This is a genomic window from Chlorobium sp. (genome assembly GCF_036528655.1).
GTDB lineage: Bacteria > Bacteroidota > Chlorobiia > Chlorobiales > Chlorobiaceae > Chlorobium.
Window position 1 is genome coordinate 1 of the sequence record NZ_JAIGND010000033.1, and the last position, 24,853, is coordinate 24,853.

The 24,853-nt window shown below is 51.5% G+C and carries 22 protein-coding genes; 11 read left to right on the forward strand and 11 right to left on the reverse strand.

Going from position 1 to position 24,853, the window contains the following annotated elements:
- Window positions 1-227: 227 nt before the first annotated feature.
- The 4 genes from K4305_RS09725 to K4305_RS09740 form a co-directional block, all read right to left on the reverse strand.
- Window positions 228-1,334, reverse strand: a complete 1,107-nt coding sequence (locus tag K4305_RS09725; RefSeq protein WP_331562231.1) for a chlorophyllide a reductase iron protein subunit X — start codon at window positions 1,332-1,334, stop codon at window positions 228-230.
- Window positions 1,335-1,342: 8 nt separating this feature from the next.
- Window positions 1,343-2,347: a chlorophyll synthesis pathway protein BchC gene (gene bchC / locus K4305_RS09730; RefSeq protein WP_331562327.1), complete on the reverse strand. Its 1,005-nt coding sequence runs from the start codon at window positions 2,345-2,347 to the stop codon at window positions 1,343-1,345.
- Window positions 2,348-2,363: 16 nt separating this feature from the next.
- A complete protein-coding gene (bchF, locus tag K4305_RS09735) occupies window positions 2,364-2,837 on the reverse strand; it encodes a 2-vinyl bacteriochlorophyllide hydratase (protein WP_331562232.1) in 474 nt (157 codons plus the stop codon).
- 107 nt (window positions 2,838-2,944) lie between these two features.
- On the reverse strand, window positions 2,945-4,630 hold the full coding sequence (locus K4305_RS09740) for an ABC transporter substrate-binding protein (RefSeq protein ID WP_331562233.1): 1,686 nt from the start codon (window positions 4,628-4,630) through the stop codon (window positions 2,945-2,947).
- Window positions 4,631-4,721: 91 nt separating this feature from the next.
- Here K4305_RS09740 and K4305_RS09745 point away from each other — a divergent pair, with 91 nt between their 5' ends.
- The gene (locus tag K4305_RS09745) at window positions 4,722-5,663 is read left to right on the forward strand and encodes an NAD(P)/FAD-dependent oxidoreductase (RefSeq protein ID WP_331562234.1); all 942 of its coding nucleotides are present in this window, start codon (window positions 4,722-4,724) and stop codon (window positions 5,661-5,663) included.
- 11 nt (window positions 5,664-5,674) lie between these two features.
- On the opposite strand, the gene bshB1 is transcribed toward K4305_RS09745, so the two are convergent.
- Window positions 5,675-6,409, reverse strand: coding sequence for a bacillithiol biosynthesis deacetylase BshB1 (bshB1, locus tag K4305_RS09750; protein ID WP_331562235.1), 735 nt, complete (start codon window positions 6,407-6,409; stop codon window positions 5,675-5,677).
- Window positions 6,410-6,510: 101 nt separating this feature from the next.
- Between bshB1 and dut the strand changes: the two genes are divergently transcribed.
- Window positions 6,511-6,960, forward strand: a complete 450-nt coding sequence (gene dut, locus K4305_RS09755; RefSeq protein WP_331562236.1) for a dUTP diphosphatase — start codon at window positions 6,511-6,513, stop codon at window positions 6,958-6,960.
- Between the two features lie 28 nt (window positions 6,961-6,988).
- Here dut and K4305_RS09760 read toward each other — a convergent pair whose 3' ends face one another.
- Window positions 6,989-8,431, reverse strand: a complete 1,443-nt coding sequence (locus tag K4305_RS09760; RefSeq protein ID WP_331562328.1) for a sigma-54-dependent transcriptional regulator — start codon at window positions 8,429-8,431, stop codon at window positions 6,989-6,991.
- A 127-nt stretch (window positions 8,432-8,558) separates the two neighbouring features.
- Entirely contained in the window at window positions 8,559-9,194 is a 636-nt protein-coding gene (gene csmH, locus K4305_RS09765; RefSeq protein ID WP_331562237.1) for a chlorosome envelope protein H, read from the reverse strand.
- Window positions 9,195-9,525: 331 nt separating this feature from the next.
- Here csmH and K4305_RS09770 point away from each other — a divergent pair, with 331 nt between their 5' ends.
- From K4305_RS09770 to K4305_RS09800, 7 genes are all read left to right on the forward strand, one after another.
- Window positions 9,526-12,525, forward strand: coding sequence for a chemotaxis protein CheB (locus tag K4305_RS09770; RefSeq protein ID WP_331562238.1), 3,000 nt, complete (start codon window positions 9,526-9,528; stop codon window positions 12,523-12,525).
- Window positions 12,526-12,831: 306 nt separating this feature from the next.
- Entirely contained in the window at window positions 12,832-13,512 is a 681-nt protein-coding gene (locus K4305_RS09775; protein WP_331562239.1) for a PAS domain-containing protein, read from the forward strand.
- Window positions 13,502-14,482 (forward strand): transcriptional regulator, encoded by a 981-nt coding sequence (locus K4305_RS09780; RefSeq protein WP_331562240.1) that lies wholly within the window; start codon window positions 13,502-13,504, stop codon window positions 14,480-14,482. The genes K4305_RS09775 and K4305_RS09780 overlap by 11 nt, the downstream gene beginning before the upstream one ends.
- 496 nt (window positions 14,483-14,978) lie before the next feature.
- Window positions 14,979-15,419, forward strand: a complete 441-nt coding sequence (locus K4305_RS09785) for a sigma factor-like helix-turn-helix DNA-binding protein (RefSeq protein ID WP_331562241.1) — start codon at window positions 14,979-14,981, stop codon at window positions 15,417-15,419.
- Window positions 15,416-16,639, forward strand: coding sequence for a glycosyltransferase family 4 protein (locus K4305_RS09790; protein WP_331562242.1), 1,224 nt, complete (start codon window positions 15,416-15,418; stop codon window positions 16,637-16,639). The genes K4305_RS09785 and K4305_RS09790 overlap by 4 nt, the downstream gene beginning before the upstream one ends.
- Window positions 16,636-18,144 (forward strand): B12-binding domain-containing radical SAM protein, encoded by a 1,509-nt coding sequence (locus tag K4305_RS09795; protein ID WP_331562243.1) that lies wholly within the window; start codon window positions 16,636-16,638, stop codon window positions 18,142-18,144. Before K4305_RS09790 ends, K4305_RS09795 begins: the two co-directional genes overlap by 4 nt.
- Window positions 18,145-18,242: 98 nt before the next feature.
- On the forward strand, window positions 18,243-18,533 hold the full coding sequence (locus K4305_RS09800) for a hypothetical protein (protein WP_331562244.1): 291 nt from the start codon (window positions 18,243-18,245) through the stop codon (window positions 18,531-18,533).
- Window positions 18,534-18,604: 71 nt separating this feature from the next.
- Here the strand turns inward: K4305_RS09800 and K4305_RS09805 are convergent, their stop codons facing one another.
- The 4 genes from K4305_RS09805 to K4305_RS09820 all read right to left on the reverse strand — a co-directional run bounded on the left by K4305_RS09805 (window position 18,605) and on the right by K4305_RS09820 (window position 21,856).
- Window positions 18,605-19,324, reverse strand: a complete 720-nt coding sequence (locus K4305_RS09805) for a TIGR04283 family arsenosugar biosynthesis glycosyltransferase (protein ID WP_331562245.1) — start codon at window positions 19,322-19,324, stop codon at window positions 18,605-18,607.
- Window positions 19,306-19,974, reverse strand: coding sequence for a TIGR04282 family arsenosugar biosynthesis glycosyltransferase (locus K4305_RS09810; protein WP_331562246.1), 669 nt, complete (start codon window positions 19,972-19,974; stop codon window positions 19,306-19,308). The genes K4305_RS09805 and K4305_RS09810 overlap by 19 nt, the downstream gene beginning before the upstream one ends.
- Before the next feature lie 220 nt (window positions 19,975-20,194).
- Window positions 20,195-21,556 carry an FAD-dependent oxidoreductase gene (locus K4305_RS09815; RefSeq protein WP_331562247.1) on the reverse strand — a complete coding sequence of 454 codons (1,362 nt, stop codon included), beginning with the start codon at window positions 21,554-21,556 and terminating at the stop codon, window positions 20,195-20,197.
- A 105-nt stretch (window positions 21,557-21,661) separates the two neighbouring features.
- Window positions 21,662-21,856 carry a hypothetical protein gene (locus tag K4305_RS09820; RefSeq protein WP_331562248.1) on the reverse strand — a complete coding sequence of 65 codons (195 nt, stop codon included), beginning with the start codon at window positions 21,854-21,856 and terminating at the stop codon, window positions 21,662-21,664.
- 234 nt (window positions 21,857-22,090) lie between these two features.
- On the opposite strand from K4305_RS09820, the gene K4305_RS09825 reads away from it, so the two are divergent.
- Window positions 22,091-22,618, forward strand: a complete 528-nt coding sequence (locus K4305_RS09825) for an Lrp/AsnC family transcriptional regulator (RefSeq protein ID WP_331562249.1) — start codon at window positions 22,091-22,093, stop codon at window positions 22,616-22,618.
- Between the two features lie 66 nt (window positions 22,619-22,684).
- Window positions 22,685-24,823 (forward strand): glutamine synthetase III family protein, encoded by a 2,139-nt coding sequence (locus K4305_RS09830; RefSeq protein ID WP_331562250.1) that lies wholly within the window; start codon window positions 22,685-22,687, stop codon window positions 24,821-24,823.
- Window positions 24,824-24,853: the final 30 nt, after the last annotated feature.

Below are 24,853 nucleotides of genomic sequence, written 5' to 3' on the forward strand. Positions count from 1 at the left end.
AGCCCACATCCGTGATGAACAAACCGGCGAGGTTCACGTGATGCAGATGGATACCGATGAATTTGCTGGCAGCGTGCTCGGTAAACTCTTGGGTTCCGAACTTTCGCACTAATGGCACAACTCAGGAGGGCTGCGTGAAACATGAAAGCCTCATGTTCGGTACTTATGCCGGACATGAGGCTTTTAATGTTGATGGCGACGTTGTCTCCGTTATGCTTCGACGGAGGTTATGTATCGAAAAACAGTTTCCTGAGCTGTCGGCGTGCCGAGAAGAGCAGAGCTTTGACCTCCTGTTCATCGATATGCAGGGCTTCAGCAATAGCGGTTTCTGTAAGTCGTTCGTGTTCCGACATACGGTAGGCCTGCTGTTCTGCTTCGGGCAGACGTCCAAGGCAATCCTCCAGCTTTCGGTCTTCGGGAGACGGGGATTCTGACGGTATTCTGACTGATGGCTTATTGACCGGCTTTCCGAAAAGCTCGTCTTCCGTTGCCGGTACCGGATCATCATCGCTTACGTCCCCGAACAGGCGGATGAATTCTTCAAAATCAAGGCCCCTGGCTTCACATGGTTTTATGCGGTGTTCGAGAATATCGGTAGCGAGATTCCGGTACAGTTTACCGATTTCGGGCAGTCCGACGGCAAAATCGAAACTGTCGTCCCTGTCGCGAGCCTCGGTGTTGTAAGGGACTTTCATGAGCACCGTAATGCCTGCGGCCGCCGCATATTTTTCAGCTACGCCGGAACCGTCATCCCTGTTGACTATCATGCCGAGCAGTCGCGACTGTCCCCCTACGGTTTTGAAGTAGTTGTTGGCCTGACAGATATTGTTGGCCGTGAAGATGGATTGCCGGTCGTTGCTCGTGACCAGAATCACCTCTTCACTGAGGGAGCGGGCAAGGGGGGTTGCAAATCCGCCGCATACCACGTCGCCGAGAAAGTCCATGAGAATGATGTCGATATTCCATCTGAAAATACCGAGCTTTTCAAGTACGTCGAATCCCGAAATGATACCGCGTCCGCCGCAGCCGCGCCCTACCTGCGGGCCGCCGAGCTCGATGCCGTAGATCGGTTGAGAAAAACCGGGTATGTCGCGTCGGAAAACGATGTCGCTGATCCTGACCTGCTCGTTTTCTGCATTTTTTTGTGCGAATACATCCGTGACGGTCGGCAGGGATATGCCGCCGAAAAGCGATGTCGTGGAGTCGTGTTTGGGGTCGCAGCCGAGCTGCAGCACCTTCTTGTCCATCATCGCAAAGGTGGCGCTGAGGTTTGTTGTGGTAAAGCTTTTTCCAATTCCGCCCTTGCCGTAGATAGCAATGGTTTTTGCTGCCATGATGCTCCTCAGATATTGCCGGCCATGTAACAGGCTGTTTTCTGCTCTTCGGCTTCCGGTTTCCAGTGCAGTATCATCTTCAGGCAGTCCGGATCGCTGAATGCCTGCATGTAGATTGACGTGATGTTTTCATCGACATGACACTGGTGAGTGAAAATTTTTTCGGCGTTCAGCTTTTTTGCGGCAATGAGGTCGCGCACCCGTTCGAGATCGCCTTTAGCCCACTGTCGAGCCGCAATAAACGAAAGCTCTTTCTGAAAAGCCTGGGAGTAATCGATGTTGATTCGCTGGTAATATCCCCCGAAAATCACTGTGCCGTGAAATTTAAGAAAACGTAAGCCGGTATCGATGGCGCTCATAATACCGGTACTGTCGATCAGGACATCGAATTCATGTCCGGCCAGCGCGGCCGAAACATCTTCCGTTTCAGGGTTGACCTTCAGGTCGGCAGGGGAGTATTTCAGTCTGTTCTGATGCGGTTCGGTGGCGGCAACGAGTTTCGCGCCCATATGGCGGGCCAGTTCCGCAGCGAGAATGCCTACGGCACCCTGGCCGAGTATCAGTACTTTCCTGTTTTTCACGTTTGCCAGATCGACGATATGCAGCGCCGTGGCTCCGAGCGGCAGCGCGATACCACATTGCGGGTTGGCTATGGCGTCGAGAATGGTGATGCTGTCAACCGGGCATGCGATGAACTGCGATGCGCCGCCGAAAGCGGCGTTGACGTCGCTGTAGCCGAATGACCCGGCCACATAGGCGAACTTTCCGATCAGGTTCTGGTTGACATGGTCGCCTGCATCGATGATCTTTCCCACGGTTTCATAGCCGGGAATGAAGGGATAGATAAAGGGGGGCGACGGGATAAGGCCGTTATAGGCCATTTTTTCGGTGCCTGTGCTTATGGAGGACCAGTAGGTTTCAACGAGCACGTCGGTCGAGGAAAGCGGCCTGAGGGTCACCTCTGCAAGGGAAACCTGCTGAACGCCGCTGAAAACAATCGCTTTTGATTTCATCATATCCGGATGTGGTTCAGGCCATCTGCTGCTGTTTGAGTTTTTTCTCGTTATGCTTTTCGAGCAGCAGACGGATGACGAACTGGGCGGCATTGACAAGGTAGCTCAGGTAGGCAAGCAGTGCCGTCCAGATCAGGAAATTTTCGTCGAGACCCTGAAAAAAGAGAACGAAATAGGCGATATGCACGATCATGGCGATGGCGCTGCCGAAATCTTCCCAGAAAAATTCCGGAGCGAACGCATACGCGCCGAAAACTTCTTTTTCGAAAAAAGCGCCGGTGATGAAAATCAGGAAGAGCATGAAAGTTTTAACGGTCACGAAAAAGGTGACCCATGCGAAGTCTTCGATCCAGATACCTTCTTTATAGAGCCATGTAACGGTGAGTCCTGCAAGAAAAATCAGGAACTGGACAGGGGCTAGAATGGCCTGTGATTTCGTCCAGGGGGATGCGTTTCGCCTTGCAAGCTGTTCCGGAGTATAACGGGGCATAAAAAAATGATTTGGCTTGTTGTCAATTGCGCATCGTGTGCGATAGAATGTGGTTGAATATAAGAAAATAGAACAGGCCGGCAAATGTCTGCCGGTTCTCCCTCGGATCAGGGTTTCAGCTTCCAGTCATAGACGTTGTAGAGCGTCGAGAGCAGGTTGACCTCGACGTTTTTCATTCGTCCGCCGAACCCTTCGAGTTCATCGTAATAGTAAAGGAATGTCCTCGGCTGTTCATCGTTCAGGATCTGCTGGTAGGTTTTCCAGAGGGTTGCCTGCCTCGCGCCATCGAGCGGCCCGCTGAGTTCGGCTATGACCCTGTCGAGTTCGGCATTCCGGAAAGCGGAAGAGTTGAATGGTCTGTTGGCAAAATCGCTGCCCCAGATGATAAGCTGGAACGGCAGTGTCTCCGCGGCAAGTCCGGATAGCGCGGCATCGTAGCGGAATTCGTTCTGGTTTTTATTGAAAATCAGGCTTTCATCGAATCTCAGCCGGCATTCGATACCGATATCCCTCAGGTTCTGCTGGATGATTGTGGCGGCATAGTTTCTGCGGGGATTGCCGACAGGGGCTGCAAGTTCGAAGGAGAACCTGACGCCGTTTTTCTGCAGGATGCCGTCCGGTCCGGCGCTCCAGCCTGCGGCTTTGAGCAGTTCCCTCGCTTTTGCCGGGTTATAGGCAAAAGGCTCCATGGATCGGTTGGTTATTGCCGAATATGCGGGTGAGAGAGAGGTATTGACGATGACGGCGTGGTCCGGACCCATGAAGCCGTCGATGATGGATTCGCGGTCGATGGCATAAGTCATTGCCCGACGTACCGCGGCATCGCCGAAAAAGCGGTTCGATGCGATGGTTCGCGAGCTGCGGTACTGCTCACCGTCGATGTTCAGCCATACCACGCTGTCGAAGTAGCGGTTGCGTACCGGTTTGATGGCGATCTCCGGGTTCGTGGTTTTCAGTTCGACGGCGTCCCTCGGGGTGATGCCTCCGGCGGAAATAAGCGCGTCGATCTGCTCCGATTTCAGCATGGCAAGCCTCGTCGTATATTCCGGTATAACGAGAAAGGTTATGGTTCCGGTAACTGCCGGATGCGGCAGCACTGAGGACTCGCTGGAAACCAGTACCAGTTTTTCCTGTCGCTTCCATTCCTTCACTCTGAATGGTCCGGCGCCGACGATGGGCAGTTCGGCAGCCCTGCTTCTTATTTCGTCGGCAGGAATCGCCGTGAACACATGTCTGGCGACAGGCATCAGGTCGTTGAAATGGTCGAGAACGATTTCCTTTGCCAGCGGTTTGTTGAAATGCAGCACCAGCGTCGAGTCGTCAGGCGTTTCAACGGCACGTTCAATATCAGCGGTGCCGTCCGGCAGCAGGAGCAGGTCGTCGAGATAGTCCTGGCGGGAACTGGCGATTTTTGGGTTTTTATACAGGCTGTAGGAGAATTTGAAGTCACGGGAAGTTACCTTTTTTCCGTCTTCCCATACGGCATCGGCGCGCAGATGGAACGTCGCTTTTTTTCCGTCGGCAGAAAAATCCCAGCTTTTTGCCGACGATGGCTTGTAGGTTATCTCACCTTTTTCTTCATTATATTCCGGTTTTACCAGCGTCGGATAGATGTGCGTGCAGACTTCTCGTGAAAGAGAGAGCTGTATGAGCAGGGGGTTGAGGTAATCGAAATCGGCGGAGATACCCACAGCGATATGGTTGCTGCGGGAGTTGCCGCTTTGTTGCCCGCACCCGTACAACCCCGTAACGCAGAGCAGAAGAAGAAGCAAAGAGATGACTGTTTTTCGCATGTTTTGCAGCTGTAAGGAGTTGCGCATATGTAAAGACGATTATAGCATAAGAATTTAGAGAAACTATCCTTCATTCAAAACCAAATGCCTCATGCAGAACGATCTCTACGACGTTATCGTTATCGGCGGCGGACCGGCAGGATCGTCATCAGCGCTCTATACATCAAGAGCGGGTCTGAAAACCCTTGTCATCGATAAGGATCCTCATGCAGGCGCTCTGGGCATGGCGCATCTGATTGCCAATTATCCGGGTGTACCCGATGCCGTGAGCGGCATGGAACTGCTTGAGCTGATGAAGCATCAGGCAGTGTCGTTCGGTGCGGAGTACCTGCGCGACAAGGTTACGGCGATCGATCCCGACGGAGAAGAAAAGAGCGTATTCACGGTTTCCGGAAAGTTCTTTCGTGCCGGTACACTGATCCTCGCCACCGGCGCCATGGGTAAAAGCAGCGAGATACCGGGCGAAAAGCGGCTTGTCGGCATGGGAGTAAGCTACTGCGCTACCTGCGACGCTGCGTTTTACCGGGGAAAAGAGGTAGCTGTGTATGGCAAAAACAGGGAGACCGTAGAAGAGGCGCTGGTTCTGAGCCGTCTTGCCGCGAAGGTCATTGTGCTCTGTCCTGCAGCAAAATTATCCGTTTCGGAGGAAGAGTCTGCGGTGCTGCTGAACGAAGAAAATGTGGATATTCGCTATCACACCAGAATCGCTGCGGTGAACGGCGATAAAGAGCTGGAGTCGGTGACGCTCGAGGGCGTCGAACGTCCTCTGCCGGTTGACGGGCTTTTCATCTATATAAGCGGTTCGGCACCGGTGCTCGATTTTATTGGAGGGCGCCTCGATATTTCGCAGTGCGGATGTCTTAAGGTCAACCGCGAATTCGCGACATCATCTCCGGGAGTTTTTGCGGCGGGAGACATGCTCTGCAAGGAGATAAAGCAGGCAGTCATCGTGGCAGCCGAAGGATGCCAGGCTGCGCTCTATGCCGACAAGTATCTTCGGGGGCGCCACAAGCCGAATAACGATTACCGGTAAGGTTTCCCCTGTCAGGCGAACAGACCGGTAAAGTTCCTGATTCCCGGCGTTCCGGTCGTCAGCAATCCTTCGCCGTACATCGTGCCGATCTGTTCTCCGAAATACCGGGCTCTCGCTTCCAGACCGGTCAGGAACTCCTTCCGGTTGATCAGCGTCCGGGGTTCGGAGCCTTCCCTGTAGAACTGCGAGCCGAACGCGAGGACGCCGGCTCTGGAGGCCTGGAACGTATCGCTGACATCGACGATGATGTCCGGTTCTATATGCCTGAACTGCAGGTAGTGAAAAAGATGCGGGGGACGATGGGGTTCCTGGGCTTTGCCTGTATCGTCCAGGGTGACGAGCTGCTTCAGTCCGGCGTAATAGACGGCATCGGCAATCAGCCTTGAGGCTTTAATATGATCGGGATGCCTCTCTTCGGGTGGGTTCGCAAACACCACTGTCGGCCTGAAGCGGCGGATGACGCCGATGACGGCATGCAGGTTTTTTTCGTTGTACCAGAGTTTGCCGTCGCCAAGATCGAGCCGGACGCGCGCGGAATAGCCCATCACGTCTCGAGCATCTTCGGATTCCCTTTTTCTTGTTGCTGCCGATCCGAGCGTGCCGAGTTCTCCTTTTGTCAGGTCGCAGACGGCTGCGCTGCGTCCCTCCCGGATGATTTTGAGCAGCGTCGCTCCGCAGGAGAGTTCAACATCGTCCGGATGTGCTCCGAACGCCAGCGCATAGACGTTTTCGGATGAATGTTCCACAATGCTATCTTTTTGAAGGTTAAATTGTCTGCCAATTCAGAATGGTTCATGCCTCCGCTCGTCTGCAGGTATGTTCTGCCAATAAGGAAACATTACTATCGATGCTTAAAGTAAAAATTGTCAGAGTAAACAAAAACGCGATTCTGCCGGTATATGCAACCGAACATGCCGCAGGCATGGATATATCGGCATGTCTGGACGCCCCGGTGAATCTTGAACCTTTCTCGACGGCACTTGTTCCGACAGGATTGTGCATCGAACTGCCGCTGGGCTACGAGGCTCAGTTGAGGCCGCGCAGCGGTCTGGCTCTGAGGCATATGATTTCACTGCCGAATACTCCGGCAACCATCGATGCCGATTACCGTGGGGAAGTGAAGGTCATTCTGGTGAATTACGGCAAGGAACCCTTCAGCGTTGTTCATGGAGACAGGATCGCCCAGATGGTGGTTGCCAAAGTAGAGCGCGTGGCATTTTCGGAAGTGAAGGAGCTTGCACCGTCAGGCCGGGGAGAGGGCGGATTCGGTCATACGGGAAAAGGCTCGATACCGTGAGCCGGCGTTTTTGTGAGGAACCCCGCCATCATCCGTTTTTCAGGTGCTGAAGGCTGAATTTGTCGAGTTTCCGGTATAGCGTCGCTCTGCCGATCCCAAGCATTTTTGCGGTTTTTGTGAGGTTCCCCCTCGACAGGCCGTAGGCTTTGACGATCGCCTCGCGTTCATGATCGTCAAGGGAGAAAAGATCCGAGGGCGTTTTAGCCGATTCAGCCGATTCCTGGTTATGCCTTGCCGGTATTGAAGGGCTGTTGCCATGAATACGCGGAGCCGGAAGCATCTCTATGACGTTGCTTTTCCTCGTTACCGCGGCCCGCTGAACGGCGTTTTTCAGTTCGCGTATGTTTCCCGGCCAGGTATAGTCAAGAAGAGACGCCTTTGCATCTTCACTGAATTCCAGCGAATCAAGGTTGTTTGCGCTGGCGAATTCAGAGAGAAAATGTTTGGCAAGAAGCAGAATATCGTCGCTTCTGTCGCGAAGAGGCGGTATGCAGAGCGGAAACTCTTCAAGCCGGAAATAAAGATCTTCACGGAACAGGTTGTTCATTATGGCTTGCGAGAAATCCCTGTTCGTTGCCGATATGACCCTGAAGTCAACCGATCTTTCGGTTTTTTCTCCGACTTTGCGGATTTTTCTCTCCTGCAGCGCACGAAGCACTTTAGCCTGTATATCGGCATTCATATCGCCGATTTCATCGAGAAAAATGGTGCCTTTGTCAGCCTGTTCAAAAAAACCTGTATGGTCGTTATTCGCTCCGGTAAAAGATCCTTTTACATGACCGAAGAGCAGACTGTCTGCAAGATCGTTGGATATGGCCGCGCAGTTCACCGATACGAAAGGCCCTTTCTTTCGTCTGCTTCCGTTATGGATCGATTGTGCGAACAGTTCTTTGCCTGTGCCGCTTTCTCCGAGAATAAGCACGTTCAGATCGGTTTCCATGACCATCATGGCCTGTTCCATGGCATCGCGCAGAGCCTCGCTTTTGCCGATGATGTGATGGAATACCTCTTTGCTTTTGAGTTCTTTCTGCAGCTTGATGACCTCGTTCTGCAGATTCGATTCTGCCAGGGCATTTCTCAGAACGATTTCCAGCCTGTCCATGCTTACAGGCTTGGTTAAATATTCGAACGCTCCCATTTTGATGCATTTGACGGCTAACGGGATTTCGTTGGAGGCCGTAACCATGATGACCGGAAAGTCGAAATGATTTGCCTTGAGGTAGCTCATGACTTCGAAACCGTCTTTGACCGGCATGGAGATGTCGAGCAGGAGGACGTGCATATCCTCATCGGACTCTTCGAGTATACGGATGCAATCCATACCGTCTACGGCTGTATGAGGGATATATCCCATCTTGCTGACAAAATGACTCATCACTCTTCTGGAAGTTTCGTCATCGTCGGCTATAAGTACATGATATCTGATCTTTCCTGATGTTTTTTTTGCGGAAAGAGTGCCGTTGGTCTCAATGGTCTGCACTGAAGTCCGTTTTTAGGGGTGTAGGGGAGTATGGCTTTCTGTGTCTTTATCAGAGAGCATTGAACCAATACCCCTGATTGAAGACGAACGACCAGGGGTATCAAAAAGTTCTCACGTTTTACCGTACAGAGGGCCTGGCCGGAACGGCGGGTGTTTCGGGGGCCTTTGATGCAGCCGTTGCTTCCGGAGCCTTTGATGCCGCATCCTTCGTGCTTGCAGCTTTTTGTGAGAACGGTATCTGCTTCACTTCTTTTTTGTGCGTCTCTTCGCCGCCGCCGGGATACATGCCGGGAGAGAACAGGCTGCCGGCAAGCTGCCCGAGACCTGCGCTCACATTCTCGAAAAGATTCTGAACCTGCCCGGAACTTACTGTGGCGTTGACGGAACTGACCGTTGTGTTGAGGCTCTCCAGCAGATTTTTCCAAAGCTTCCCTATCTCCTGGACTGATGACTGTACCTGTTCGGATTTAAGGGTTGCCGTCACGCCTTCGATAAGCTGCCCGGAAACCGAGTTCACGTTATCGATTATTTTTTTGACCGGTTCGGAATTGATGGTGGAGTTCACACCTTCGATGATCTGGCCTGTAGCATTGGTGACCGTAGTGATCATGCCCTGCACGGATTCAATGGTGGAGTCGATCAGGATTCCCATGTTGCCTATCAGGCTTGCCATATCGCCGTTACCGACATTGCTTGCCGTATCGGCAGAGGGAGCGGGTTTTGCCGCAGGTTTGTTGAGTTCTTCAGCTGCCATGGTTCGTCATGTGTTTAGATGATTGTAATATCAGATAATGCCGTAATATAACAATCTCTTCCATCCGGTTTTTCAAAAAAACGCCGATCGTGTGTATTATTTCTTTCATGCAGGCTTTGCGGAAATGCCGCACAGTGGGAGGTGTGGAAGGAATCTGTTTTATTTACGCATTCGTTTTTTCGGCAGTCCTGCTGAAAAGTAAGGCGAGGTCGCTTCATTGAGCAAAAAGAGGTAACTTGAAACGCAATATGGAATGTTTTGAATCGGAGCGTAACGGGGATGCCGTACCGGACGCGATTCGGGGTGACATCGTTCACGACAGGAGTTTATAATGAAAAAATCTTCATCTGTCCGGCTTCCGGAAAAAGAGTCTGCGCACAATCCTGAAAAGAGGGGCGAGGGAGTCTCATTTCCTGTTATCGGTATAGGCGCTTCTGCCGGAGGACTCGAGGCGATCGAGCTTTTTCTGCAGCATGTGCCTCCTTCTTCCGGCATGGCGTTTGTCATCGTTCAGCATCTCGATCCGACCCACAAGGGAATCATGGTCGAGTTGCTGCAGCGGGTTACGGCAATGCCTGTCTGCCAGGTTTCCGATCGTCTCGAAATAGAGCCGGATCACGTCTATGTCATTCCTCCCAACCATGATATGACGATTCTTCACGGGGTGCTCCATCTGCTTGATATGGTCAGGCCACGGGGTCTGAGATTGCCGATCGACTTCTTTTTCCGTTCAATGGCAGACGATCTTCAGCATCATGCTGTCGGCGTGATTCTCTCCGGTATGGGTTCCGACGGAACACTCGGCCTCCGGGCAATCAAGGAGAAAGGAGGCGGAGTTTTTGTACAGGATCCCGTATCCGCGAAGTTCGACGGCATGCCCCGCAGCGCAATCGATGAAGGACTTGCAGATGTTGTGGCTCACGTAGAGGAACTTCCGGCACAGATTATTGCTTATCTCAAACATATTCCCGTTATCGCCGGGCATACAATTGCTCAAAAAGAGAGGTCGTCGAGTTCTCTGGAAAAAATCGTCATTCTTCTGCGAACGCAAACCGGCCATGATTTTTCTTATTACAAGAAAAACACGATATACCGCCGTATAGAACGGCGGATGGGTATTCATCAGATTGAAAAGATATCCGATTACGTAAGGTATCTTCAGGAGAATCCGCATGAAATCGAGCTGCTTTTCAAGGAATTGCTGATCGGAGTCACCAGTTTCTTCCGCGATCCTGACGCATGGGATGCTCTGCAGACGCTGGTAATTCCTTCCATTCTCGCCTCCCGTCATTCCGGCGGCGTCATAAGGGCCTGGGTGGCAGGCTGTTCGACCGGCGAGGAGGCATATTCTCTGGCTATTGTTTTCCGCGAAGTTTTTGCTTCTTGCAAGCCTTCCGGTAATTTCAGACTTCAGATTTTCGCAACCGATCTGGACAGGGATGCCATAGAGAAAGCCCGATCAGGAATTTTTCCTCCTAATATTTCGGCCGATGTTTCTCCTCAGCGCATCAGGCGTTTCTTTGAAAAGGATGATCGGGGTTACAGGATAACGAGAGAGATTCGCGAAACCATCGTTTTTGCGCCTCACAATGTCATTATGGATCCGCCTTTCACCAAACTTGATATTATCGTATGCCGCAATCTGCTGATCTACATGGAGCAGGAACTCCAGAAAAAACTGCTGCTTTTGTTTCATTACAGTCTTAATCCCGGCGGAACGCTTTTCCTTGGCAGTGCCGAAACTGTAGGCACCAATGCACATCTGTTCGAACCGATTGACAGCAAGTTTCGTCTTTTTCGCCATCATCCTCAGTCAGTCAGGTCGATGAATGTCGATTTTCCCGCATCGTTTGCGCCTTCACATAAGGATTTTCCGGAATTGCCCGAAAGACGGTTTCCTGCTGCAATTTCCGGAATAAACCTCCAGTCTCTGACCGAACAGCTTATACTCCGGCATTTTGCTCCGGCAGCGGTGCTTACGACCGATCAGGGGGATATCATCTATATCAGCGGGCGGACCGGAAAGTACCTGGAGCCAGCAGCAGGAAAGGCCAACCTTAATGTTTTTGCGATGGCAAGGGAAGGGCTTCGCTACGAGCTGAGTCTTCTTTTCGGTCGTGTGCTCCGGCAGAAAGGGGAGATCGTCAAAACCGGCTTGAGCGTCGGTACCAACGGAGGATCACAGATCTTCGATCTCACGGTTAAACTTGTTGAAAAGCCGGAATCCCTGAAAGGGATGGTCCTGATTGTTTTTTCTGATGTGGCCGGAAACAGGTCAGCTGTTGCCGAGGGAGGTTCAATCGCACCCGGGGATGCAGGCGAAAGAAGGCCCGGATCGCTTGAAGAAGATCTCCGGCAGGCGAGGGATGAGATACTTGCCCTTCGGGAAGAGATGCAGACTACCGAGGAAGAGCTGAAATCGTCGAATGAAGAGATGCAGTCGGCCAATGAAGAGTTGCAGAGCACCAATGAGGAGCTGACTACTTCCAAAGAGGAGATGCAGTCGCTGAACGAGGAACTGCAGACCGTCAACCAGGAACTGCAAGCGAAGGTGAGTGATCTTACCCTGGCCAGCAATGACATGAAAAACCTGTTGAACAGCACCGATATTGCAACGCTTTTTCTCGATGACGAACTCAATATCCGCAGGTTCACCAACCGTACGGTCGGTATTATCAAACTGATTGCGTCGGATATCGGCCGGCCGATTACCGATATTGTTACCGATATGCACTATCCTGAACTGGCTGACGATGCGCGCGAGGTGCTTAATTCCCTCGTGTTCAGTGAAAAGCAGGTTTCGGCAAGCGACGGGCGCTGGTTTACGGTAAGGATTATGCCCTACCGTACCCAGGAAAACCGCATTGACGGTCTGGTGCTGACGTTCAACGACATCAGCGTTGCCAAAAACCTGGAGCGGAAGCTTCTGGAAAGTGAGCGGAGTTTTCTGTTTCTGATCAATACCATGCCTGTCGGCATCATGCTTCTGGATTCGGACGGGAAAATTGTTATGGCCAATCCGGAAGCGGAGCGAATTACCGGAATCCCGATCCCGGAAATGCAGGGCAAAAGCGTAACTGAACTTCGATGGAAGCTTGTTCGTGAAGATGGTTCGGTTTTTCCTCCGGAAGAACATCCGGCATTGATCGCGTTACGCTCGGCCCAAAGGGTTTCCGGGGTGGTCATGGGCGTGGTTCATCCCGATAACCGGAAAATCAGATGGATCAGAGTCAGCGCATCGCGCCGGCCAATGGTGGGATCCGACAATCCCTGTCAGGTCTATACCACGTTTTTTGAAATTCAGGAAGCCTGCCTTGAGGGCATATCATAGATGCGCTGAGCTGTTCGGATATTTGATTTCCTGTTTCTGCTAACGCTCCTGAGTTTTCTCTTTGCTTATCGTCTGAAGCGATATTTCCGGCAGGGCTTGAGCCGCAACATCTCAACACCGCCGGTTTACGGCATCTTTTTGCGACAGTAACGGCTCTGCGTCACTTCCATATTTTGTATTCGCCCTTGGCGGTGAACGTTCCGGGCGTCAACTTTGTTGCATAAAGTAATTGAGCACAATATCCGCACGATGGACGCCATGGCTTTCATTCCGGAATGTGAAATTTCTTGAACAGGATTACCCGGCATGAAAAAGAATAGGGATTTATCGGCATTTTCGTCGTTAATGTACATGGATGGTGAAAAAAAACGTACCGTCAGCCGGCATGACAACGGAAATTATGTATCTTCACCTGAAGAAATGCATCGCATCATCCATAAAATGGCGCTGCAAAAGATCGAGCTTGAACTGCAGAATGATGCGCTTGTTCAGTTGAGAGAGGAACTTACGGAGAAGCTCGACCGGTATGCCGGGCTTTTTGATTTCGCTCCCGTCGGTTATCTGAGGCTTGCCAGGGACGGTTCCATTTTCGAAACAAATCTGACGGCATCCAGGATTCTTGGCGTAGACAGACTTCTGCTGAAGGGCGATCGTTTCGGCCGGTTTGTGGTTTCTGAAGATCTGCCGCTGTTCAACGATCTGCTCGAAAGGGTATTCAGCCGGAGAGAGAAGTGCTCGTGTGCGGTCAGGCTCCTGAATGATTCAATTTCTCATTTTTCAGTTCCCATGACTGCGGCAAGCATGCGCGGTCAGACGATCCGAATCGACGCGGTTGCAAGCCAGGACGGTATGGAGTGTCTGGCGGTGGTTTTCGAGACAATCGGGTATAACCGGATAGAATCGGATTGCGTGTCCTGCAGAAATCATGACAGTCCTTCTTCTATTCCCCCCAATGCTGTAAACAGACGCACCATTAATGAACGATAAAAGCAAACATGAGCCGGGTTTTTCCGCATTGCGCAGAAAAGCCGAAAAACGCCTCGAGTCGGTACGGCAGAACCAACCCGACAGGTCTCCTTCCTATTATGAAATGCAGCATCTCATTCATGAACTTGAGATTCACAAGATCGAGCTTGAGATGCAGCAGGATGAGCTGCTTCAATCAAAAGCGGAAGCAGCAAAAGGAATGGAGCGCTATACACAATTCTATGATTTCGCGCCACTGGGCTATCTGACTCTGTCCCGGAACGGTACCATAATCGAAGTAAACCTGACCGGCGCCAAAATAATAGGTCTGGAACGTTCTCTTCTGAATGGCGATCGTTTGGGAAGATTTGTTTTGGAAGAGGACCTTCCTGTTTTCAATGCGTTTCTCGACAGGGTTTTCAGCAAGAGGGATCCCTGGTACTGCGAGGTCAGGCTTATGCATGATCAGCCCTCGCAACCGGTGTTCGAACAATCTCCTTCGAGCGGAACAGTGACGGGTCCTCGTCGAACCATCCGTATGGAAGCCGTTCTCAGTGAAGACACGAGCGAGTGCCGGATTGTCTTGTCGGATATCACAATTCACAAGCAGATCGAACAGATCGGAGAGACAGAGGCCCTGAAGAAGCCGGAATCAGCCGTCAGTCCTGAAGACCGGAGCACGGATGATTTCAACCACCAGTTGCTCGACAAGGTTATTCATTCAAGAATACGGTTTCCCGTGCTTTCATATCTTAATACGGTCAATCAGGCGTCTTTTGTTGAAATCAGGGACAAGATCAAGGCTACGGACGGTAATCTGAGCATTCACATGAAAATGCTTGAGAGCGCAAGGTATGTCAGCTTCAAAAAGGGGTTTCAGGCACGCAGACCTCAAACCGTCTACAGGATCACCCAGGAAGGGCGTGATGCCTTTAACCTGTACACAAAGATTATATCCGAGCTCATTTCCGAAAGAAATCCGCATTTCTGAAAAAAATTATTCCCCTGGCAATGCTATCCCGTCATCGCTCTCCACGGAAAACAGCCGGAGACGGATTTCGGAATTTTCCCAGCGGACCACAATGCCGGTACAAGACTTCCGCAAACCTTTATCCTTGCCATCGGCACTGAAACAGCCCGAAACCGGCAATACGTTTTATCGTTGAGCGAGCAGGTTCGTATATGTCCGGACACAAAGGGTTGTGAACGTTTATTCTTTTGGCTTTGTTATATAGAGTATGCGGTAATGTCAAGTATGAGCGTCGTTAGGGCTGGATGAGTGCTATAAGAGCGCAGAAGAGGCGAGTTGCCTGTCATGCAGTTTTTTCAGAATCGTTCCGATCAGATGGTGATGCGGAGCGGGGTTACTGCACCGGAACTGCAGGCAGGATTTCCGGAAGAAAAAAATGTGCTGATACGACGGTAGTCCATTTGATGCCAGTGCGTTAATCACCATCGACGTTAACTGTATACTAATGGAGTGCCTGATGAACAGAGAAAGAAAAACGCCTCTGGATGTAATGGACGATCTCTACACGCTCGCGTACTGGATGACCGGAACCGGGAAGAATGCCAGTGAACTGGTAAACTGTACCTATCTGAATGCCGAAGATGACGGGTCTGCCCTGGAGCTTTTCAGGATGTTCAGGGCCTGTTATTTCGAGACGTCCGGATTATCCGTACCTGAGGGTCACCCGGCAGAACCGGAAAGTGTGTCATTACGCAAGCGGTTTGCCGATATGAAATTATCGGTACTGCTATCCGAGATCTGCGGATTCACCTACCGGGATATTGCGGAAATAACCGGCATGTCGGTTGAAACCCTGCGCATCAGGTTATCGTGGGGCCGCAAACTGCTTTTCAAAGCCTTTATGCTGATGCCTCCCGCTGAAAAACGCGTTCTGCTGACGGGAGGATCACTCTCATGAAAAAACTCAGAATTGCTCAGATCGCTCCCCTTGTAGAGCGGGTGCCTCCGAAAAAATACGGAGGAACCGAGCGGGTCGTTTACCATCTGACCGAAGGACTCGTTGCGAAAGGCCATGAGGTCACCCTGTTCGCCTCGGGAGATTCCGTAACCAGCGCCAGGCTTATAGCGCCGATCAGCGAGAGCCTTCGTCTCGGACGAAAAACACATTCGGCGACCATCGTGACGATGATGATGCTCAGCAAGGTCTATGAGGAGATGCTGCATGAATTCGACATCATTCATTCGCATCTCGAATACCTGACTCTTCCGTATGCGCATAAAGTTCGGGTGCCAACCGTTCTGACGATGCACGGCCGGCTTGATATCGGTGAATATGGTAAAATGCTCGGTTTGTATCCTCATATGGCTTACGTATCGATCAGCGATTCGCAGCGTTTTCCCGTCGAAGAGATCAACTGGGTGAAAACCATCTACCATGGTTATCCACCTTCCGGTTTCGAGTTTAATGACATGCCTGAAGATTATTTCCTGTATCTCGGTCGTTTTTCCGAAGAAAAAAGGCCTGAACAGGCGATCATGCTTGCGAAGGCATGCAATATTCCTCTGAAAATCGCAGCCAAGATCGATCCGACCGATCAGGACTTTTTTGATAACAAAATCAGGCCGATGCTCGATCATCCGCTGATCGATTATGTCGGCGAAGTCGATGAGAGCAGAAAAGTTGCGTTGCTGAAAAACGCAAAAGCCCTGCTCAATACCATAGACTGGCCGGAACCATTCGGACTGGTGATGATCGAGGCGCTTGCATGCGGAACTCCGGTTATCGTCAGAGGGTGCGGATCGGCGCCCGAAGTGATTTCGCATGGCAAAACCGGCTATATCTGCCAGACGAGGCTTGATTTTATCAATGCCATTCGCAATACGGACAAACTGTCGCGAAAAACCTGCCGGGAGGAATTCGAACGGCGTTTTTCGGCCGATACGATGGTGAATAATTACGAAGAGCTTTATTACGATCTTCTTCAGAAGAATTCTTTCCCGGAGGCGACGCACAGCAAGGACGCGCAGCGCAGCTCCGGTTTGATGCAGCTGAGGAGATCAGGCGTTTCCGCTGAGCCGGAGGCAGATTGTTGCCGATTGCTATTTGACGATGCGATGTATATAAATGACCGGAATCAGCGGAATTGTTTTTGGTCGAAAACGGGTATTATGAAATGAAACTTCTGCTCATCTATCCTGAGTTTCCCGATACGTTCTGGAGCTTCAGGCATGCCCTCAAATTTATCGGAAAAAAGGCGGCGCTTCCTCCTCTGGGCATGCTTACCGTTGCCTCGATGCTTCCTGAAAACTGGGAGCGAAAACTTGTCGATCTAAACGTAAGCCCGCTCACAGCAAAAGATCTTTTATGGGCGGATATGGCTTTTGTCAGCGCAATGGCGGTTCAACAGCACTCTGCAAGGGATGTTATCCTGCGCTGCAGGGATGCCGGTGTAAGAGTTGTCGCTGGCGGCCCGTTGTTTACTGCGGATCATGAACAGTTTCCAGATGTGGATCATTTTGTGCTCAATGAAGCCGAGCTTACTCTTCCTCAATTCCTCAGCGATCTGGACGGCGGAGTTCCGCAAAGAGTGTATGCCGCCGAAGCGTTTGCCGATATTACCGGAACGCCGGCGCCGCAGTGGAACATCCTTGAAATGAGGAAATACGCTTCCATGGCCATACAGTTTTCAAGGGGATGCCCCTATCAGTGTGATTTCTGCAATGTCACGGCATTGTTCGGTCATAAAATACGAACAAAAACAAGTGAACAGATTATCGGCGAGCTTGAGGGACTTCGCGAGGCCGGATGGAATGGTACCGTATTTTTTGTGGACGATAATTTCATAGTTCAAAAGTCGTACCTCAAAAAGGAGCTGCTGCCGAAACTGATCGAATGGCGCCGGTCGAACGCCGTCTCCAACAGATATTATACCGAGTGCTCCATCAATCTCGCAGACGATCCCGAGTTGATGAATCTCATGGTGCAGGCAGGTTTCAACCAGGTTTTTATCGGAATCGAAACTCCGGATGATTGTGCGCTTCAGGCGTGCGGAAAGCAGCACAATACCTCACGAAACCTGCTGGACAATGTCAGGAGGCTGCAGCATGCCGGACTGGAGGTCATGGGCGGCTTTATCGTTGGTTTCGACACCGATACTCCCTCGATTTTCAGGAGACAGATAGAGTTTATCCAGAACAGCGGAATTGCAACCGCGATGGTAGGCATTCTGCAGGCCCTGCCGGGTACCAGGCTGTATGAGCGGATGAAAAGCGAGGGGAGGCTGCTCTCTGCGTCGAGCGGCGACAATGTCGACGGCAATACGAACATCATACCCAAAATGGACCCCGAGAGTCTCCGGAAAGGATACATGAAGATGATGATTCATCTCTATGCGCCGGAACACTACTATCGACGCGTTATGACATTGCTGAAGGAATACCGGATGCCGGAATTGAAAAGAAGCCGTATCCGGATCGATCAGCTTATGGCTTTTGCCCGCTCGATGGTTTTGCTGGGTGTTGTTGGCCGGGAGCGATTCCATTACTGGAAAATGCTGCTCTGGACATCGTTCAATAGTCCTCGGGCACTTCCTCTGGCAGTGACGCTGGCTATCTATGGGCACCATTTTCGTAAGGTCTGCCGTCTGCATCTCGGGCAGGCCGAGCGGCAGGCGCAGGGGTGATCCTCATAGGCATGGTGCGCAGTAATACCGCATGAATGCGGAACATGCCGTGAAGGTCCGACAGGGTAAACAATAACTAATAAAACAGGAGATGACCGATGAGTCTGAAAGAAGCCTACAAACAGAAGGCCGAGGCCGAACTGGAGCTTGCGCATGCAAGACTGGTTGAGTTCAAGGCTAAAGCCAAAAGCTATACAGCCGATACCCGTCTCAAATATGCAAAACATGTCGATGAGCTTGAGCATCGAATCGATTCGGCAAAAGCCGGATTGAAGGATCTCGGAGAGGCGGGAGAGGATGCGTGGGAAAAAGTGAAGGATGGTATGGAGAACGCATTGGGCTCATTACGTGAGGCCGTTCGCAATACCGCCGACAAGTTCAGGGAGTAGGAGGCTGCGCCAGACCCGGTTCACAACAGCGAGCCGCATGCGAATAGTGAGGCACCTGTATTTTTTGCTTGTTATCCAATATTCTCCTGATCCTCTTCCGGCTTGATGTTATCCCGGTAAAACCGGACAATGCTCTCCTGATCGTATCCTGCGGCGTACATGAAGTGGATGGTTCCGAAGATGGCCTGCAGGCGCAGGATGCCGTTTCTGCGATATTTCCGGGCTGAGGTGACCACTTCGCTTTCGAGGATATGGAACTGCGTTCGGCGTTCGATGCGTCCGATGATATCGATATCTTCCATAACCAGAAGGTTTTCGTCGAATCCTCCGGTTGCCTCGAACAGCTTTTTGGCGATGAAAAGCGACTGGTCGCCGCCCCGGCAGATCGGCAGAGGCACTCTGGTGAACCAGCCGTAGAACGCCATGATTGGGTGGGGATCGTCGAACCGCATCCTGAAACAGCCGGCGTTTTTTCCTTCCTTCATCGCTTTCCGGATATCATCGATAAAAGTTTCAGGCGGGAGGGTGTCTGCGTGCAGAAAGTAGAGCGTGTCGTGTCTGGCAATCGCAGCTCCGGCGTTCATCTGCCGGGCCCGGCCTTTTTCAGGCCGGCAGAGTATGACCGGATAGCCCGAGGCGATTTCTGCGGTGCGGTCGGCGCTGGCATCGGCAACGATAATCTCTGTGTCGCGATAATTTTTCGTTATGGCGAGCAGCGTTTCCAGCGTTTTTGCTATGCCCTTTTCTTCGTTGAAGGTCGGAATGATGATCGTTATGCCTTGATGGGCCATAATCTGCTTTGTTTGAGGTCTTCGAAGGTGTCGATGTCCTGCAGTTCAGGGAGCAGGAAGTACGATGCACCATTTCGGTCGAGGATGTCGATTGTTTCGTGCAGCACCAGAGCGTGGCTCCATGTGCGGTCCCTGAAGAGTTCAGGACGTTCCTGTTTCAGCCCGATCAGATAAAACCCGCCGTCCCGCGCAGGGCCGAGCACTGCATCGTGGTTTTCAAGCTCCGTGAACGCAGTTTCGATAATGCAGGTGTCGATTTCCGGACAATCGGTGCCGATGAGCACTACGCGGCGGAAATCGAGTGAGAAGCCTGTTGTAAAGGTGTGGTGCATGCGAGCTCCGAAATCATGACCATCCTGCAGGAACGCCAGCGTGCCCCCGCCGAGGAAACAGTCATGGGCCGGAATGTCATCCGAATAGAATACCGCTTTCTCCGTATGGCATTTTTTTATCACCCCGGCGGTGTACTCGCGGAGCGTCCGGTATACATGCAGGGCGGTTTCAGTACCGACAGTCGAAGCAAGACGGGTCTTGACCCGGCCAGGCGCAGGGTTGCGGGTCAGTACCGCCAGCAGGCGGTGCGAAGATACTTCATGCATCACGACAGACTTCCATGACGGCACGATTCGACCAATGCCATGAAACCGCATAACCTTGCTTCAATGCCCCTGCACAGGTAAGGGTGCTTTTTCGGTTCTGAAGAGATGGCTGCCTGTTCATGGTCCGGTTCAGGTGTTTGATGGACGTTCTGTTTTCTGTAACACCCCTGCCCGGTAAAAACGTTCGAGGCATGAACACAGGAGGAGGCAGAACAAGGTCGGTAAGACGGCAAGGATTTCAAAAGAATTCCTTGCCGTCTTACCGTATGTTTCATGCACAGAATCTGGCGTGGAGTTTTTCGGCTGCCTGCCGTCCGCTGAGGGCAGCCCCCTCCATGGAGGCGAGGTAATGCTGGTAGGTGTAGTCACCGGCAAGAAAGAAGTTGTTAACCGGACTGATCTGGTCGGGGCGGAACCTGTCAACGTCCGGTACTGCCTTGTATACGGATTGTGGAATTTTTACGATAGTTGATTTAAGCAGTTTCGCATCGCGCGAAAGCGGGAATCGGTCGTGTATGTCCTTCATGACGAGTTTCGTGATAACTTCGTTCGGCATATCGATCAGCTGGTGTGCCGGTGCGAGCACCAGACTCATGACGCTGCCTCCGCTGGCCGTGCCCATACCCTGCTGAAAGTCGTCGGGGCAGGTGACAGAGACATCGGCGAAGGTGGCAAAGGTTGTTCCCTGCGAGAACATGAGGTTGTCTGTCGAAGTGATTTTGCGGTCAAACCAGAGCTGGCAGTTTGCCACGGGGCTTCCGACGAATTCATGCAGGTTGCGGAAATAGGCGTGGTTGAGCCATTCGTCCGGCACGATTTTTTTGATATTGTGTACCGGAAGCGCAGAAACATATGCATCGGCCTCGATTCTATGCCCGTCCTGCAATACGGCGCATTTGACGGTTTCGTCGCTGTTCAGCTCGAAACGGTTCAGCTTCGCGTCGATGAAGATTTTTCCTCCCTTGCTCTGAATGTACTGGCGCATGGGCTCGATCATGGAGTCGCCGGGATTCTTGCGGAAAAAAGCGAACTTCGTGGCGGCGTAGTCGGTGCCGAAGTATTTGAAGATCGTTATCATCGGACGAGCGCTGATGATATTGGGTTCGATGAAATTCATTGCAAGCGCAATCGCTCTCCAGAGTTTCTGCAGCGAATGCTCCGAAGCCCCTCTCAACCGGTGCCATTCCGAATAGGTCATGTGGTCCTGGCTGCGAAAATACTCTTCATTGCCTGCGAGTGCGGGGTAGAGCCCTTTGATCAGCGAAAGTTTGTCCCACATCGTCAGGAAGTCGGTCTGCATGCCGCCGATGACTTCCGCCCATGGACTCGGCAGGTTCGCTTTTTTGAATAACGACTGCTTTCCATCCGGTTCCGCATAAATCAGGGCATGTTCCTTCCAGAGGTAATTCTCGCCGGCGCCGACTTTGTCGAGATATTGCTGCAGCTGTTTATAACCGCCGAACACAATGTGCAGGCCCGATTCGATCGAATCGCCGTCGCTGTCTTTCCAGACGGAGACTTTTCCTCCAAGTATCTTGCGTTTTTCGTAGAGTTCGACGGTGTGGCCGCGCTCGACCAGTTCGATGGCTGTGCTCAGGCCTGCTACTCCAGCTCCAAAAATTGCTATTTTCACCGTGTTAGGATTATTATGTCGTTATTGATAAAGAATGTGGAGGCTCCGGATCTCAAGGCAACAAAGCGAAATATATATAATTAGTTTCATTGACAGGAAATGTGCTCACTTCCTGAGCGCGGAAAGCAATCTGTCAAGTTCGGTTATGGCCTTTCCTCCGAGTCTGATGGATTCCCTGACGATGAAGCGGAGATCATCCATTGCCGCTCTTGGCGGAACGGCCGGAAAACCTTTTTTTTCAACCGGTTTGAATGGTTTGTTTTCAGGGCACAGACCGATTTTGTTTTGTTCTTCGTTCATGACTGAAAAATAAGGTTACAGCAGTGGAGATCGCCATTGCTCCGTATATTGTAATAAATTACGATCAGAAGATGAAATCGTGCATCTGTATGGCAGGTCATAATCCGACAGGTATATAAGTCCTAATTTATTTAGGAAAAATCTATAAAATAAGTGATTTTTTTAGAGTAAAGGTTTTTTTCCTTCCTGTTTTTGTGTATTTTCTTACAAAATCGAAATAATTACAGTTCTGTTATGTCCGGACATCTTGATCTGATCGATCTTAAAATTATCGAGTCGCTGGGAGAAAACGGGAGACTTCGGCTGAGCGAACTTGCGGAAGTTGTCGGCCTTTCGATACCCTCAGTCAGCGAACGCCTCGACAAGCTGCAGAAAAACGGCATCATCCGGGGGTTTACCATGGAGGTGGACGAGCGGACGCTCGGATTCGACATACAGGCTTTTGTCAGGGTACGAATCGATTCATCGAAGCATTACAAGTCGTTCATGGAGCATGTCATGAAGGAAGACGAAATCATGGAGTGTTTTTCTGTAACAGGAGAGGGTTCGCATATCCTTAAAGTAATGACCCACAATACCGGTTCACTCGAGAAATTCCTGTCGCGCATCCAGAGTTGGCCGGGTGTCCTTGAAACAAACACAAGCTTCGTCTTGTCGCAACTGAAACGGAACAGGAAAATCAGTGCGGAGATCGTGAGGAAAAATCTTCAGGACAGACAGGTTTTAATTACATTTGATGAAAAAAAATCAAGAAAGGCTTAGTGTTTCTTTTTTTTATTTCGGTTGGGTGGTAAAAAAGCATAATAAAACAAGGAGGATCTAATCAAGATGGATAGTAAAGTTCCCGTATCGAGCTATTTCGGAGCGATGACCTTCGATCAGAAGGCAATGCGTGCAAGGCTCCCGAAAGAAGTGTTCCAGGCATTACTCGGCACTATCAAGGCCGGAAAGAAAATTACCGACGAGATTGCCGGGGTAGTGGCACACGGCATGAAAGAGTGGGCCATGGAAAAGGGTGCAACGCATTATACGCATTGGTTTCAGCCTATGACCGGTTCCACTGCCGAGAAACACGATGCGTTTCTGTCGATTGACCGCGATGGAACTCCGATAGAACGCTTTTCCGGAGAGCAGCTGATCCAGGGCGAGCCCGATGCATCGAGTTTCCCTTCAGGCGGCATGAGAACGACTTTCGAGGCTCGCGGTTATACCGCATGGGATCCTTCGAGCCCGGCATTCCTCATGAAAGGTGGCAAGGGTTTGACGCTTTGTATTCCTACGGTATTCATTTCCTACCACGGCGAGGCGCTCGATGCAAAAACACCGCTTCTTCGTTCAATGGATGCTGTAAGCAACTCTGCAATGCGGCTCCTTGGACTGCTTGGCGTGCCCGGAGTATCGCGCGTGAAAACATTCGCCGGCTGCGAACAGGAGTATTTTCTCATCGATAAAAAATTCTATTCCGAGCGTCCCGATCTGGTGATGTGCGGTCGCACGCTGCTCGGCGCCCTGCCGCCGAAAGGACAGCAGCTCGAAGACCACTATTTCGGCTCCATTCCTGACCGCGTCCTTGAGTTCATGCAGGATGTCGAACACGAGCTTTATCTTCTCGGTATTCCTGCAAAAACCCGCCACAACGAGGTGGCTCCTCACCAGTTCGAGATCGCTCCGATTTTCGAAGAGGCCAATATTGCCGTTGACCATAACCTTCTGGTTATGGAGGTTATGCGCAAGATCGCCGACAAGAAAGGCTTTGCGATGCTGCTCATGGAAAAACCTTTTGCCGGCATCAACGGCTCCGGCAAGCATAACAACTGGTCTATCGGTACCGATACCGGCATCAACCTGCTCGATCCGGGCGATACCCCGACCGAGAACATCAACTTCCTCGTTTTCCTTGTTGCCGTCCTTAAAGGCGTATACAAGAGAGCCGATGTGCTGAGGATGTCCATTGCAAGCATCGGCAACGATCATCGTCTCGGGGCTAACGAGGCGCCTCCGGCTGTCGTTACCGTTTTTCTGGGCGAACTGCTTGAAACCGTGCTCGACGCGATCGAAAGCGGAAAAGTCGACCTGAAGACCGAAAAGCAGGTGCTCAATCTCGGCCTCTCGCAGGTGCCTCTGCTGAACAAAGATTATACCGACCGCAACCGCACCTCGCCGTTCGCTTTCACCGGCAACAAGTTTGAGTTCCGGGCAGTCGGTTCTTCTCAGGCTCCATCTGTGCCGAACATGGTGCTCAACACTCTTATGGCCGAGGCTATTGACGAGCTTGCCGATGCTATCGAAGCGAAAATCGCCTCGGGAATGGATCGCGACTCCGCAATTCTTGAAGCGATCCGTGAAGGCATTACCGAAACAAAAGCTATCCGTTATCCGGGAGATAACTACAGCGAGGCGCTTCAGGAAGCTGCCAGGGAGAGGGGCCTGCCCAATCTGAAAAATACTCCGCAGGCGCTCCGTACGCTTGAAAAAGGGGATGTCAGGGCGATGTTCGTCAGATATGGCGTGCTGACCGAGCAGGAGATCGAATCCCGTCTGAACATTCGTCTTGAACGATATGTGAAGGGTATCGATATCGAGGCCCGCACATTGCAGCTCATGCTGAAAACGTTTGTCATTCCCGATGTTTCCGAGTATCAGGGTGATATCGGCAGTTCGTTCAACAACCTGCTTGCCGCAGCCGAGGCCATCGGACTTTCAGATGCCGCTATCGCAAGCCAGGCGAATCATCTGAAGAACCTCGCCGAAAATCTTTCGACGCTGATCGATCTTACCGCAGAACTCGATGAGGCAGTTGAGATGATTGAAACAATCGAGGGCGAGTTCGGTAAAGCCGATTACTGTGCAGACGAACTGCTGCCTCTGATGAACAGGGTTCGAGAGATTGCCGACAAACTCGAACTGATGGTTGACCGCAGCCGCTGGCAGCTTCCTACATATTCGGAAATGCTGTTCGAGCACTAAGCACCTGCTTTTTATGCCTTCAAACCGGAG

Excerpts from the sequence above, each read along its gene's own strand:
- K4305_RS09830 (WP_331562250.1), top strand. The coding sequence starts at position 22,685 with ATGGATAGTAAAGTTCCCGTATCGAGCTATTTCGGAGCGATGACCTTC.
- K4305_RS09740 (WP_331562233.1), bottom strand. The coding sequence starts at position 4,630 with ATGCGAAAAACAGTCATCTCTTTGCTTCTTCTTCTGCTCTGCGTTACG.
- csmH (WP_331562237.1), bottom strand. The coding sequence starts at position 9,194 with ATGGCAGCTGAAGAACTCAACAAACCTGCGGCAAAACCCGCTCCCTCT.
- K4305_RS09800 (WP_331562244.1), top strand. The coding sequence starts at position 18,243 with ATGAGTCTGAAAGAAGCCTACAAACAGAAGGCCGAGGCCGAACTGGAG.
- K4305_RS09775 (WP_331562239.1), top strand. The coding sequence starts at position 12,832 with ATGAAAAAGAATAGGGATTTATCGGCATTTTCGTCGTTAATGTACATG.
- K4305_RS09820 (WP_331562248.1), bottom strand. The coding sequence starts at position 21,856 with ATGAACGAAGAACAAAACAAAATCGGTCTGTGCCCTGAAAACAAACCA.
- K4305_RS09770 (WP_331562238.1), top strand. The coding sequence starts at position 9,526 with ATGAAAAAATCTTCATCTGTCCGGCTTCCGGAAAAAGAGTCTGCGCAC.
- dut (WP_331562236.1), top strand. The coding sequence starts at position 6,511 with ATGCTTAAAGTAAAAATTGTCAGAGTAAACAAAAACGCGATTCTGCCG.
- K4305_RS09745 (WP_331562234.1), top strand. The coding sequence starts at position 4,722 with ATGCAGAACGATCTCTACGACGTTATCGTTATCGGCGGCGGACCGGCA.
- K4305_RS09780 (WP_331562240.1), top strand. The coding sequence starts at position 13,502 with ATGAACGATAAAAGCAAACATGAGCCGGGTTTTTCCGCATTGCGCAGA.
- K4305_RS09725 (WP_331562231.1), bottom strand. The coding sequence starts at position 1,334 with ATGGCAGCAAAAACCATTGCTATCTACGGCAAGGGCGGAATTGGAAAA.
- K4305_RS09795 (WP_331562243.1), top strand. The coding sequence starts at position 16,636 with ATGAAACTTCTGCTCATCTATCCTGAGTTTCCCGATACGTTCTGGAGC.
- bchC (WP_331562327.1), bottom strand. The coding sequence starts at position 2,347 with ATGAAATCAAAAGCGATTGTTTTCAGCGGCGTTCAGCAGGTTTCCCTT.
- K4305_RS09810 (WP_331562246.1), bottom strand. The coding sequence starts at position 19,974 with ATGCGGTTTCATGGCATTGGTCGAATCGTGCCGTCATGGAAGTCTGTC.
- K4305_RS09825 (WP_331562249.1), top strand. The coding sequence starts at position 22,091 with ATGTCCGGACATCTTGATCTGATCGATCTTAAAATTATCGAGTCGCTG.
- K4305_RS09805 (WP_331562245.1), bottom strand. The coding sequence starts at position 19,324 with ATGGCCCATCAAGGCATAACGATCATCATTCCGACCTTCAACGAAGAA.
- K4305_RS09790 (WP_331562242.1), top strand. The coding sequence starts at position 15,416 with ATGAAAAAACTCAGAATTGCTCAGATCGCTCCCCTTGTAGAGCGGGTG.
- K4305_RS09785 (WP_331562241.1), top strand. The coding sequence starts at position 14,979 with ATGAACAGAGAAAGAAAAACGCCTCTGGATGTAATGGACGATCTCTAC.
- bchF (WP_331562232.1), bottom strand. The coding sequence starts at position 2,837 with ATGCCCCGTTATACTCCGGAACAGCTTGCAAGGCGAAACGCATCCCCC.